9 protein-coding genes are annotated in these 13262 nt (G+C 60.0%); 6 read left to right on the top strand and 3 right to left on the bottom strand.

Translation table 11 applies throughout. The annotated features are described in order from the left end of the window. Positions 1-194: 194 nt before the first annotated feature. Positions 195-2222 (bottom strand): hypothetical protein, encoded by a 2028-nt coding sequence (locus C4J92_RS11230; protein WP_256657477.1) that lies wholly within the window; start codon positions 2220-2222, stop codon positions 195-197. A gap of 137 nt (positions 2223-2359) precedes the next feature. Further along, positions 2360-4348 (bottom strand): hypothetical protein, encoded by a 1989-nt coding sequence (locus tag C4J92_RS11225; protein ID WP_124403866.1) that lies wholly within the window; start codon positions 4346-4348, stop codon positions 2360-2362. Positions 4349-4610: 262 nt separating this feature from the next. On the opposite strand from C4J92_RS11225, the gene C4J92_RS11220 reads away from it, so the two are divergent. The 5 genes from C4J92_RS11220 to C4J92_RS11200 all read left to right on the top strand — a co-directional run bounded on the left by C4J92_RS11220 (position 4611) and on the right by C4J92_RS11200 (position 9797). Continuing rightward, a complete protein-coding gene (locus C4J92_RS11220; RefSeq protein WP_124403865.1) occupies positions 4611-5666 on the top strand; it encodes a LacI family DNA-binding transcriptional regulator in 1056 nt (351 codons plus the stop codon). 90 nt (positions 5667-5756) lie between these two features. Further along, positions 5757-6539 (top strand): sugar phosphate isomerase/epimerase, encoded by a 783-nt coding sequence (locus C4J92_RS11215; RefSeq protein WP_124403864.1) that lies wholly within the window; start codon positions 5757-5759, stop codon positions 6537-6539. Next, complete coding sequence (locus C4J92_RS11210) at positions 6532-7473, top strand: sugar kinase (protein ID WP_124403863.1); 942 nt, start codon at positions 6532-6534, stop codon at positions 7471-7473. Before C4J92_RS11215 ends, C4J92_RS11210 begins: the two co-directional genes overlap by 8 nt. 54 nt (positions 7474-7527) lie before the next feature. Then, positions 7528-8823 (top strand): MFS transporter, encoded by a 1296-nt coding sequence (locus C4J92_RS11205; protein WP_124362403.1) that lies wholly within the window; start codon positions 7528-7530, stop codon positions 8821-8823. Continuing rightward, a complete protein-coding gene (locus C4J92_RS11200) occupies positions 8823-9797 on the top strand; it encodes a D-glycerate dehydrogenase (protein WP_124403862.1) in 975 nt (324 codons plus the stop codon). The genes C4J92_RS11205 and C4J92_RS11200 overlap by 1 nt, the downstream gene beginning before the upstream one ends. Before the next feature lie 165 nt (positions 9798-9962). Here the strand turns inward: C4J92_RS11200 and C4J92_RS11195 are convergent, their stop codons facing one another. Then, positions 9963-11588, bottom strand: a complete 1626-nt coding sequence (locus C4J92_RS11195; RefSeq protein WP_124366649.1) for a methyl-accepting chemotaxis protein — start codon at positions 11586-11588, stop codon at positions 9963-9965. 233 nt (positions 11589-11821) lie between these two features. On the opposite strand from C4J92_RS11195, the gene C4J92_RS11190 reads away from it, so the two are divergent. Beyond that, positions 11822-13252, top strand: a complete 1431-nt coding sequence (locus C4J92_RS11190) for a nucleobase:cation symporter-2 family protein (RefSeq protein ID WP_124366648.1) — start codon at positions 11822-11824, stop codon at positions 13250-13252. The last annotated feature ends 10 nt before the right edge of the window (positions 13253-13262 follow it).

Here is a 13262-nt window from a genome sequence, read left to right as displayed (position 1 = left end):
GGCCGGTTCCAAAGTGCGCGGGAGCCAGCCGATCGAGCGGTGCCAAGGTATCCAGAGCGGTTACCATTTTATGTAGGATTAGTCTTAAGCGGCCGTATGAATGCGGATTTGAGCCCGGAGTCAATACATAGTTTCTTTGTCAAAAAAACCTAAGAGCGGGTCTGCCGCTCTTAGGTCTGGACCGTTACACCCAACTAAACGGGTACGGCAGTTCCATCACAGAAAGTTCCGGGAGTGCCTGGTGCCCCAGCTCTGTGACCACGGGCACGATGGAGCGTCTCATCGGAGTCCAAGGGACCTGGGATGCTGTACCAGAGTTTCATCGACCCCATAAGGCGCGCAGCAGCGTTTGGTTGAATGGTTTTGAAGATGGTCGCGTAAGGTCCCAGATTCATTTCGAACCCGAGGTTTATGTCAGTTTCCGTCAGGATGGTCCTGGTAGCCAGGCCAACAGCAGCGCCAACGGGCGTTGTTCCGAGGTCATCGCTATAGCCCTGCGAATGCAGCGTCACCACCATATTGATTCGGAACTCATTGCTGGGTGGAATAAACACCACCAGGTCGCCAGGGGGCGGCCCGACAGGCCTGAAACTGTCACAATTGATGAAGCCGGCTGCGTTGAGGTTTCTCACCCGCGGTGCGTCCAGCGAGATAACGATCGCAGTCACATTGACGGGTGTGAGAGGCGACTGCTGCGAATTGGTAGTGCCTGTCGACTCAATCGTGTAATACGCCAATTTGTTGGTACCGTTTTTACCGTCGAAGATGGCGGCCCACGGAATAACCATATCGACCTCTTCGTTAGCGACACCACCGGTTATCAAGCGGGAATCAACCATATTTCCGTTATAAAAAAGCTTGATCGTAAAGTCTCTGGCGTCAGGTGTCGGTGGTTCATCCCACAGTCTGATTCGCCCGATGGCATCTCTGGACGCATGCGCCGGAGTCAATTGGTTGTCATCCGGCCCTTCAGTGCCGTCCAGCCGCACACCTATCACACGTACCGGATTGAGTTTGGTGTTGATCGGATCGGGACCCTCCGGGGTTGGGCCTACGACAAACAGGTCCAGGTCCGTCGTCGCCGTCAAGCCCGCCGGGTAACTGACCGAGCGGCGCTTGACCGCATAAGAAACCGTCAACGGCAGCAACCCTAGCGTGGCCCCGTAGAGTGCGACCAGCGTCGCGTAATCGACATGCACGGGAATCGGAAAAATTGCGCTTCCAACCGGAAAGCCGGGCAAGGTTTGCGTGCCCAGGCTGGTGGTGAGGGTAATAATCAGTTCATCGTCCGCGCGCAGCACATTATCGTATTGGGGAATACGCACTATCGCGCCGTTAAGTGCCGCCACATCAGCACGGTTGATCAAACCATCGCCGGGAACCGCCAAGTCGATGGTAGGCTCCCGAAAATTGCCGGGTCTGGGAAACAGGCTCACATCCAGGTTAAACGCGCCAGACAACCTTGACTCATTACCCGCCGCATCCACAATCACATAGCGCAAACTATGCAGGGCATCCGGATGGTTTTGAACTACCGACAGCGGTAAAGGCAAACTGAGGTCTGCGGGGATCGTCCAAAACGGGTCCGGGTTACCGGGTACCGGCAAGTACGGTTCATCCGAATTTGCAAAGTAGAGCAGCGCCCTGTCCCCTGGGGCTTTACCTTGCCCCACATAATCGGGGAATCTGAAGATTGCCGTCTGATTGGGTTTACTCAAGAAATAATCGGCATCTACGCTTTCGGGTAAATCAACCGGGGGAACAGGCGCGGGGATGGTACCCACCCAACTTGCATAGGGCGGTTCAAGATCGATGATGAGCAATTGCGGGCTGGACTCGGTACTGTTGCCAACACTGAAAACATCTATTCTATATTTCAGCTTATTGATACCGACAGGGCGCCGCCCGCGTACAACATTTATTTCCAGCCCGGTGGCCGGGACATTCGCCGCCGGAACGATGATAGGGTTTGCCCAGTCCGCCTGGTCGTTGGGCTGGACCCACAGCGTATAGACATCAGGTTCCAGCGGATTGGTACTGAAATCATCCGGCCGCGGAATGCTTACCATCATGTCTTCGGCGAGAGCGACGGATTTGCTGATCAATCCGGGAAATCCGGGCACCTCCCCCTCCAGCCTGGCGTCAGGCAAGGCAAGCAAGCTAGGGTTGGCTTTGCGTTCATTTTGGAAATTGCGAATAGCGTCCAACGTTTGCCTTTTCATGATATCTCCATGACTCTTCAGGTAGGGGTAACTTCGAGGCGAGAGAATCCGCGCCCTACAACATTGCGAAAATGTCTAGCACTCGCTCAATAACAGCAGCCTAACTTCAACCTATAAAACACTGCAGTAGCTTTAACTTATTCAGGCAGGACGCGGGTGGCTTGCCCCGTCGTTGAACAGCTAATAATGTCACCCGCCTTACAATAGCCGCCGGCGGAATAGTTTAAATCGATACGAATTTTTCTGGGCACGGACTCGCCGATCAATAGGCCATGGCGCCTGACTTGATAAAACACTTGAGCGGAACCAAAGTCGTGCATCGGTACAACTTTCTCTTCATAGGGCGCTACCGTAAAGTCCAATCCATTGATCAAGTCATAATCGCTATCAAAGGATTTACTTTCAGCATAGCGAGAGTCTTCAATCACCGGCCCCTCCCAATTATTCGTGTGGTATCCAGCCCAAAAAAACCTCACGACATCATTAAGTTCAAAGCGTTGATCATTGGCTATATGCCAATGCACGCCATAAAACACTTCGGGCTTTGAGCAACAGGCTAAATAACCGGCTCCGCCTACCAGGGTATGTTTGAGGATCGGCGCTGGAAATGAGATCAGCGTGCCGGTATTGACATTGACGAAGGTGTTTTCAGACTGTTGCTCATTCACACCATTACTGGTGGTGTAGTACACGGGCAAGGCAGGATGAATAAAACCCGCCATGACCGCCCACGGAATGACCGTGGAAAACACCAACTGCCCTTCCACATCCCCCGCTTGCACCGTGTAGGACGCAACCGGCCCGACACCGTCCCAGAAAAACCGCAGCACTTGCCCCGGCTCCGGCTTTTCATACAGGAAGACTCGGGCCCGTGCGCCGGCAGGGTTGTCATCATGGTTGACCACATTCGGGAGGTTGGACACCAGGCCGCGGACCTCTGCCAGGGGTAAATCCGGATTCAGCAGTGCCGGCGCATTGGCGTGGTCCTGCCCGGCGATGGTCAGGTTCACATTCACGCGAATGGCAAACGAAGGAAAGGCGGGCAGCGTGCCGCGAATAATCTCATAGCGTACCGGCACCGTTTCCGGCGCCAGCGTATCCGTCAGAGGTCCGCGCAACACCGGCCATGGAATCGGCACATCGGTGGGGGAGCCGTCAACGGGATGGAGCGATGTGGGCCTGCCTTTCCAATACACCACAACCTGATCGCCCGGCGCCCAGCCGGTATAGCTGCCGATCCGCACAAAAATTCCGGCCCTGGCGTCTTCGCGATTGATCAACAAGTCGGTGTAAAGCTCTGGAGGATAGATTTCGGGAGGCGGCAGATCAGAAGGCAAAGGGACCAGGCCCAGTTGAAACGGAAGGCCCGCACTGCGATCACTGAAATTGCCGGCCTTGTCGAAAATGCGAAAAAAGATATAAGCGGCACCATTGGCCAGATGACGAAATACGTCGGCGGGCAGATACGCGATCAGGGGCTCGCCACTCGATACCCACTCGTACACGCCGTCCTCACGCGCGACCGGTGGGTTGGCCAGATTGGAGGTGTAAAAGTGAATGACGTCGCCATCGCTGCGCCCCCTGTAAGCCGGCACATGAAACGCCACCAGAGGGTTGGCGAGCAGATAAGCCTCGTCCATCACAGGTGAAGGGGGCACCACGAACTCCAGATGATCCGCCGGATCCAACAACTGCGGCTCATCCATATCCACGGTGAGTGTGCGTTTGGGGTCCAGCACAGTCTCGCCGCCAAATGAGTCCGTGACTGAGTAATAGAGCTCAACGGGGCCCGATAAGGCGCGCAGTACCACCAGCGGGACAAACATCTGATGCTCGATCGGCAACGGGGGGGGCGGCGCATTGATCGTCAGGAAGTCGCGATAGACCACCGCACCGCCCCGTGCCCAAAACAGCGTCAGGATATGGGGTGTATCCAGCGGTTCTGGTGGCGGCCCCCACTGGGGAATAAGCACTTCAAGCGGTGCAAGCATCAGCGCCGCCGGAATCAGGCCCTCCGGATCCAGCGGGTCCACCCCGGGAATAATCATCGGGGCCAATGCCAGAGGCCCGTTGTCATACAGCCTGGAGCTGTCGGCGGTGATAGCTGGTTCGTCGGTATCGGACATAAATATTTCCTCAACATTGCAGCCGGGAATAACCAGCGATCACCGTATAAGCCGGCCTGGGGTGGAAGAAATTAAAGCCTCAATCACACCCGTTCGATACTGTCAGAACTCACAGGTGCAGCTATCCATTCGTCGGATTCCAGCCGGTCACAAACGCAAATCCATTAGGTTTTTTCTTGACGACTCGCACGGTGTGGTGTCTTCTGAAACCGGTTTCAGCCTGACCCACAATTTTCTATTCCAATAAGAAAGGCCCGCCAACGTGACTTCATTTTCCGCCGCCCAGCGCAGCCGCGTGACCATGCTTGATGTCGCCGAGCGCGCAGGTGTGTCCAAGGCCAGCGTGTCGCGCTTTATCGGCGATGACCGCGCCCTGCTCTCCGATGCCATCGCCCTGCGCATCGAGCAAGCCATCGATGAACTTGGCTACCGCCCCAATCAGATGGCCCGTGGCCTCAAACGTGGGCGCACGCGCCTGATCGGCATGCTGGTGGCCGATATCCGCAACCCCTATTCCATTGCCGTGATGCACGGCGTCGAAACCGCCTGCCGCCAGCACGGCTATAGCCTGGTGGTATGCAACACCGACCGCGATGACGAACAAGAGCGCCAGCACCTGGCGGCGCTGCGTTCGTACAACATCGAAGGGTTGATCGTGAACACCCTCGGCCATCACCTCGACCAACTGCTGGAACTGCAACGGGAAATGCCCCTGGTGCTGGTGGACCGCAAGGTCGAGCCGCTGCACAGCGACCTGGTGGGGTTGGACAACCCGGCGGCGGTGCGTATGGCGCTGGAGCATCTTGAGCAGCAGGGTTATCGCGAGGTACTGCTGGTGAGCGAGGCGACCGACGGCACCAGTTCACGGCTCGAACGCCTGCACAGTTTCAAAACTGAAGTCGCCAACCGCCCGCACATGAACGGCGCAGTACTTGAGTTGAACGACGCGTTGGAAAATCACCTGCGCATCTTCCTGGCCAAACCCACGCGCAAAGCGCTGTTCTGCGCCAACGGCGTGGCGGCGCTGGCGTGCACCCGTGCGCTCAAGGCGTTGGGCTGCCACTTATTCGACGATATCGGCCTGATTGCCCTGGATGACCTCGACTGGTATCCGCTGGTGGGCAGTGGCATCACAGCGCTCGCCCAGCCGACCGAGGCGATCGGTGCCAGTGCGTTCGACTGCCTGCTCAAGCGCTTGCGCGGTGATACAGCCCCGACGCGTACCCTGGATTTCCTGCCCCAACTGATCATCCGAGGCTCGACCCAACTCCTTGTGGGAGGGGGCTTGCCCCCGATTGCGGTATATCAGTCAGCTTAGCTGTAGCTGACCCAACGCTATCGGGGGCGAGCCCCCTCCCACATTTTGTTCTGCGCATAAAAATGAAACCGGTTTCAGAGGTAAACAACAATGCATGAATATCCCGTCTCTATCAGCCTTTCCAGCTACGGCGCCGAACTGGTCCGCCAGCAGGGCCAATTGAGTTTTGTCGCGCTGCTGCACGCCGCCGGTGCCCGGCGCATCGAATGGCGTGAAGAACTGCTGACCACCGAACCGCCTGGCACCCTGGCCCAGGCCGCCGCCGAGCAAGGCCTGGAATCGGTGTTTTCCTCGCCCCTGGAACTCTGGGTCGCCGGCCGTGCCCAGCCCAATGCAGACTTGGCCGCGACCCTGGACCGCGCCCAGGCCTTCGGGTCGCGCTGGCTGAAAGTGTCCCTGGGTTACTTCACCGACACCAACGACCTCGAAAGCCTGCACGCCCTGCTCAATCGCCACGCGGTCAAGCTGCTGGTGGAAAATGACCAGACCCTGCACGGTGGGCGGATCGAGCCGATGCAACGGTTTTTCACCGAGGTCGACCGCCTGGGCCTGCCGGTCAGGATGACCTTCGACATCGGCAACTGGCAATGGCAGGACCAATCCGCGCTCACCGCCGCGCGCCTGCTGGGCCGGCACGTCGACTACTTGCACTGCAAGGCCGTGGCCCGTCGCCCGGACGGCAAGCTGGTAGCCCAGCCGCCTGGCGCCACCGACCTGCATCTGTGGGAACAACTGCTCACGCACATGACCCAAGGTATTACCCGGGCGGTGGAGTTTCCGCTGCAGGGCGACGACCTGATCCAGGTCACCGCGCAACAGGTCGCCACCCTCGCCCGCCTTGGCCAACCCCGCGTGGAGAATGCCCATGTCTGAGATCGATATCCTGTCGTTTGGCGAGACCATGGCGATGTTCGTCGCCGAGCAGACCGGCGACCTGGCCCAGGTCGGCCAGTTTCACAAGCGCATTGCCGGGGCCGACAGCAATGTCGCGATTGGCCTGTCGCGCCTGGGTTTCAATGTCGCGTGGTTGAGCCGGGTAGGTAACGACTCCCTCGGGCGCTTCGTGGTCGATACCCTGGTCAACGAAGGCCTGGACTGCAGCCACGTAGCCATCGACCCGCTGCACCCCACCGGTTTCCAACTCAAATCCCGCGAAGAAGCTGGCGCCGATCCTCAGGTGGAGTACTTCCGCAAAGGTTCGGCGGCCAGCCATCTGTCGATTGCGGCCATCAGCCCGGCGCTGTTGCAAGCCCGGCACTTGCATGCCACCGGGATTGTGCCGGCGTTGTCCGAGGCCACCCGCGAATTGTCCGTGGAGTTGATGACACAGATGCGCAAGGCCGGGCGCAGCGTGTCCTTCGATCCGAACCTGCGTCCATCCCTGTGGGCCAGCCAGGCGCAGATGATCCGCGAAATCAACGCCCTGGCCGGCCTGGCTGACTGGGTATTGCCCGGCCTCAGCGAAGGCCAACTGCTTACCGGCTTCGATGACCCGGCGGATATTGCCGCGTTCTACCTCGACCAGGGCGCCGAAGCGGTGGCAATCAAGCTCGGGCCCGATGGCGCGTATTACCGCACCCAGATGGACCAGGGCTTCGTCGCCGCCGTGCGCGTGGACAAGGTGGTCGACACCGTGGGCGCCGGCGATGGTTTTGCCGTGGGCATGATCAGCGCCCTGCTGGAAAACGCCAGCTTTCCCGAGGCGGTACAACGCGGCAACTGGATCGGCAGCCGCGCCGTACAGAGCCGTGGCGACATGGAAGGGCTGCCCACCCGCGCCGAATTACCCAGCCGATCCGTTGCTTGACCCATTACCCACTCTCCCTGTTGCCACAACTACAACAAGCTCAGGAGCAACCTTATGGAAACCGTGAAACTCGCCACCCGCCGTTGGTGGTACATCATGCCCATCGTGTTTATCACTTACAGCCTGGCCTACCTGGACCGCGCCAACTACGGCTTCGCCGCCGCCTCGGGGATGGCCGAAGACCTGATGATCACGCCGGGCATGTCGTCCCTGCTCGGCGCGCTGTTTTTCCTCGGCTACTTTTTCTTCCAGGTGCCGGGGGCGATCTATGCGCAGAAGCGCAGCGTCAAAAAGCTGATTTTCGTCAGCCTGATCCTGTGGGGCGGCCTGGCTACCCTGACCGGGGTGGTCTCCAATGCCTACATGCTGATCGTCATTCGCTTCATGCTCGGGGTGGTCGAAGCCGCGGTGATGCCGGCGATGCTGGTGTACCTGTGCCACTGGTTCACCCGTGCGGAACGCTCGCGGGCCAACACCTTCCTGATCCTCGGCAACCCGGTGACCATGCTGTGGATGTCGGTGGTCTCGGGCTATCTGGTGCAGCATTTCAGCTGGCGCTGGATGTTTATCATCGAGGGCCTGCCGGCGGTGTTATGGGCGTTTATCTGGTGGAAGCTGGCCGACGAGCGTCCCAAGGACGCCAAGTGGCTGAGCGACACGGAAAAGCACAGCCTGGAAACTGCCCTGGCCGCCGAGCAAGTCGGGATCAAGGCGGTGAAGAACTACGCCGAGGCCTTTCGCTCGCCGAAGGTGATCATCCTGGCGCTGCAGTTCTTCTGCTGGAGCATTGGCGTCTACGGCTTCGTGCTGTGGCTGCCGTCGATCCTCAAGGCCGGCCTGAAGATGGACATGGTCGAAGCCGGCTGGCTGTCAGCCCTGCCCTACCTGGCGGCGGTGATCGGCATGCTGGTGGTGTCCTGGGGTTCGGACAAGCTGCAAAAGCGTAAACGCTTCGTCTGGCCGCCGCTGTTGGTTGCCTCCATCGCGTTCTATGCCTCCTACGCGCTCGGGGCTGAACACTTCTGGTGGTCCTACACCCTGCTGGTGATCGCCGGGGCATGCATGTACGCGCCTTATGGTCCGTTCTTCGCCATCGTTCCGGAAATCCTTCCGGCCAACGTCGCCGGCGGCGCCATGGCGCTGATCAACAGCATGGGCGCACTGGGCTCGTTCGGCGGTTCGTACCTGGTGGGTTATCTCAATAGCAGCACCGGTTCGCCGGGCGCTTCGTACCTGTTGATGAGCGGTGCGTTGATGCTGTCGGTGGTGCTGACAATTTTCCTCAAGCCCGGCGCCAGCGACCGCGTACGCGAGCCCGTGGCTACCCTCGAAATGAAGGCCAATTCCTGATGAAAAAATCCGTGGTTTTATACAAGAAACTCTCCGCGCCGCTGATGGCCCGCCTGCATGAGCAGGCCGACGTGACCCTGATCGACTCACTGGACGAGGCCGGCCTGGCCCAACTGCGCAGCGCCCTGCCCAACGCCCACGGGCTGTTGGGCGCCAGCCTGCGCCTGGATGCCGGGCTGCTTGACCTTGCGCCGAAGCTGGAAGCGGTGGCGAGCGTTTCCGTGGGGGTGGACAACTACGACATCGACTACCTCACCCAGCGCGGCATCCTGCTCAGCAACACCCCGGATGTGCTCACCGAAACCACCGCCGACACCGGCTTTGCGCTGATCCTGGCGACCGCCCGACGCGTGGTGGAACTGGCCGACATGGTGCGCGCCGGCCAATGGAACAAGAACATCGGCCCGGCACACTTCGGCAGCGATGTACACGGCAAGACTTTGGGCATCATCGGCATGGGTCGCATCGGCGAAGCCTTGGCCCAGCGTGGGCATTTTGGCTTCGGCATGCCGGTGATCTACCACAGCCATTCGCCCAAGCCTGCGGTAGAGGCGCGTTTTGGCGCGCAGTACCGCAGCTTGCCGGAACTGCTCAAAGAGGCCGATTTTGTCTGCCTGACCTTGCCGCTGACGGCTGAAACCGAGAAGCTGATTGGCGCTGAAGAGTTCGCGTTGATGGGGCCGGAGACGATCTTTATCAACATTTCCCGGGGCAAGGTGGTGGACGAAGCGGCGCTGGTCGAAGCCTTGCAACAGCGCACCATTCGCGCGGCCGGGTTGGATGTGTTCGAGAAAGAACCGCTCGACCACGCATCGCCGCTGCTGCGGTTGAACAATGTGGTGGCGACGCCGCACATAGGCTCGGCTACCCATGAGACACGCGAGGCGATGGCCAAATGTGCGGTGGATAATCTGCTGCAGGCGTTGGACGGAGAGCGGCCGCAGAACCTGGTGAACCCAGGTGCCTGGAAATAAGGGGCGAGCCCTATCACTGTAGGAGCGAGCTTGCTCGCGAAAAACGTCTAGGCAACACGTTCATTCTGAATGAACGCGGGGCCCCTGAGTTCTTCGCGAGCAAGCTCGCTCCTACAATGGCATCAGGGCAAGCCCCCTCCCACCTTTTGCCTGCATTTCAAATGGTCAGATAACAAACTTCGCCACCATCCCATTCAAATCCACCGCCAACCGCGACAGCTCATGGCTGGCCGCGCTGGTCTGGTTGGCGCCCGCTGCCGACTGCGTCGCCAGGTCACGGATATTCACCAGATTGCGGTCCACTTCGCGCGACACCTGAGCCTGCTCTTCCGAAGCGCTGGCGATCACCAGGTTGCGTTCGTTGATCAGGCTGATCGACTGGGTGATCTGCTCCAGCGCCACGCCAGCGGCGCGGGCCAGTTCCAGGGTGTGTTGGGTGCGCTGGTTGCTCTGCTGCATGGATTGCACGGCTTCACCGGTGCCGTTCTGGATGCCGGCGACCATTTTCTCGATTTCCTGGGTGGACTGCGCGGTGCGATGGGCCAGCGCCCGCACTTCGTCGGCCACCACGGCGAAGCCACGTCCGGCTTCACCGGCACGCGCCGCCTCGATCGCGGCGTTGAGCGCCAACAGGTTGGTCTGCTCGGCGATCGCACGGATCACGTCCAGTACCTTGCCGATGTCACGCCCTTGCGCTGCCAGCCCTTCGATCATCGCCGCCGTGTTCTGCACATCCTGGGTCATGGTCTGGATTGCCCCGACCGTCTCCACCACCCGGTCGCGCCCTTCCCGCGCCGCCTGGTTGGACTGGCCGGACGCTTCGGAGGTGGACACCGCATTGCGCGCCACCTCTTCCACGGCTGCAGTCATCTCATTGACCGCCGTGGCCGCCTGGTCGATTTCATTGTTCTGCTGTTGCAAGCCACGGGAGGCTTCTTCGGTGACTGCGCTCAATTCTTCGGCAGCCGACCCAAGCTGCGTGGCCGAGCCTGCAATGTGCTGGATGGTCTGACGCAGGTTGGCCTGCATGGTCGACAAGGCACTGATCAGGCGCGCCGGTTCGTCCTTGCCGTCGTCCTCGATGGTTGTCGTCAGGTTGCCGCCGGCGATGCTTTCAGCCGCTTGCACGGCCTTGCGCAACGGCGTGACGATGCTGCGGGTCAGCAGCCAGGCCAGCAACACCGTCAGCAACGCAGCGGCGACCGACACCACGATGACGCCGGTAATGGCGCCTTCGTAACTGTGCTCTGCCTGGGTATCGGCAGCCTTGGCGCCGGCGGCGTTGAGGGCGATCAGTTTGTTCAACTGCTCGCCCATCTGGTCGGTGCCTTCCTTGATACGGCTGTTGATCAGGGCGCGCATTTCATCGACCTTGTCTTGCCTGGACAGGGCAATCATGTCGGCCTGGGCCTTGACGTAGTTGTCCAAGGTAGTGGCGAATGCCTTATACAACACCGCCTCCTCGACATTTGCCGGCAACGCGGCGTAATGGGTCTGCGCGACCCTGACCTTGTCCACCAACACGCCGATGCGGGCTTCGGCTTCCTGCAGGGCCGCCGGCTCACGGTTGACCAACACGCGAAAGGACAGGATGCGCATGCGCAACACGTTTTCCGTCATATGCCCCAGGTACGTCACACTGGGCAGCTGATTGGTGCTCATGTCCAGCGAAGCCTGGCGCATCAGGGTCATGCGGTTGACCGCAAATACCCCCAAAATGACCACCAGCACTGCAATGAAGGCAAATCCGAGAAATGCGCGAGGGGCAATATTCAGATGACGCAGGGACATAAGGGGGGCTCTCAGAAGTGATGTTCGGCAGCGACCTGCCGCGAATCGATCCGTCAGCGCCAACGCGCTACCCAGACCTTGGCCACCCCTGGTGTAATGGATAGGTTGGCCTATACGGGGTATCGGCTGATGTCGACGTTTTATGCAGGCGCTTTATAAATAATTTATTACACTTCTGACGACTGGCCGTTTCTGGCATCCTGCGCCTCCCTTTTCTGACCCGAGCCCTCATTTTGTCTGACGCTCAAGCCCCCCGCCCGCGCTATAAATCCGACCTGATCTACGGCCTGGAAGACCGTCCGCACTTCACGGCGGCGATATTTGCCGCCTTGCAGCATGTGCTGGCGAGCTTCGTAGGCATTATCACGCCGACCCTGATCGTCGGTGGCGTGCTGGGCCTGGAAAGCGAAGTGCCCTATCTGGTGAGCATGGCGCTGTTTGTCTCGGGGCTCGGCACTTTCGTACAGGCACGTACCTTCGGCCCCATCGGCTCCGGGCTGTTATGCCTGCAAGGCACCAGTTTTTCCTTTATCAGCGTGATCCTGAGTGCCGGCTTCATGGTCAAGGCCCGCGGCGGCGGCACTGATGAGATTCTTTCGACGATCTTTGGCATCTGTTTTTTTGCAGCCTTCATCGAAGTGGTGCTCAGCCAGTTCATCGGCAAGCTGCGCAAGCTGATTACCCCGGTGGTCACCGGCACCATCATCACCTTGATGGGCTTGTCGCTGATCAAGGTAGCGGTGACCGACATGGCCGGCGGCTTTGGTGCGGGCGACCTGGGCGCTGCCAGCAACATGGGCCTGGCGGCGCTGGTGCTGCTGACCATCGTGGTGCTCAACCGCTTCGACAACCCGTTCCTGCGCCTGGGCTCGATCGTGATCGGCCTGACCTTGGGCTTTGTGGTGGCGTGGTGGCTGGGCCGGGTGGACATGACCGCCCTGCCCCAGGTGCCCTTGATCAGCGTGCCGGTGCCGTTCAAGTACGGGTTTTCGTTCGACTGGGTGGCGTTTATCCCGGTGGCGGTGATCTTCCTGATTTCGCCGCTGGAGGCCGCCGGGGATCTGACGGCCAACTCGATGATTTCCCAGCAGCCGGTCAAGGGCCCGCTGTACATCAAGCGCATCAAGTCCGGCCTGTTGGCCGACGGGCTCAACTCGGCCATGGCGGCCACCTTCAACAGCCTGCCGATGGTGACGTTCGCCCAGAACAACGGCGTGATCCAACTGACCGGCGTTGCCAGCCGCTACGTGGCGTACTTCATCGCCGGCCTGCTGGTACTGCTGGGACTGTTCCCGATGATCGGCGCGGTGCTGCAATTGATGCCCAAGCCGGTACTGGGCGGCGCGACCCTGATCATGTTCGGCACCGTGGCCGTGGCCGGCATCAAGATCCTCGCCGAAGCCGGGCTGCACCGACGCAATGTGCTGATCGTGGCGATTTCCCTGGGGATGGGCCTGGGCGTGGCCGCCGTGCCGGAAGTGCTGCGCGACCTGCCCAAGGCGCTGCACAACATTTTCGAATCACCGATCACCGTGGGGGCGTTCTGTGCAATCTTGCTGAACATTTTCCTGCCGGAAGAGTTCATAGAGCTGCAAGAAGATGAATTCGATCCGGAGTCCTCTACCCTCAAGGTCATGCAGGACCCGGACGTCACCAAACACTAGGAGCACCTTT

Source organism: Pseudomonas sp. R3-18-08 (assembly GCF_003852065.1).
Lineage (GTDB): Bacteria > Pseudomonadota > Gammaproteobacteria > Pseudomonadales > Pseudomonadaceae > Aquipseudomonas.
This window is presented reverse-complemented; position numbering and strand designations above follow the sequence as displayed.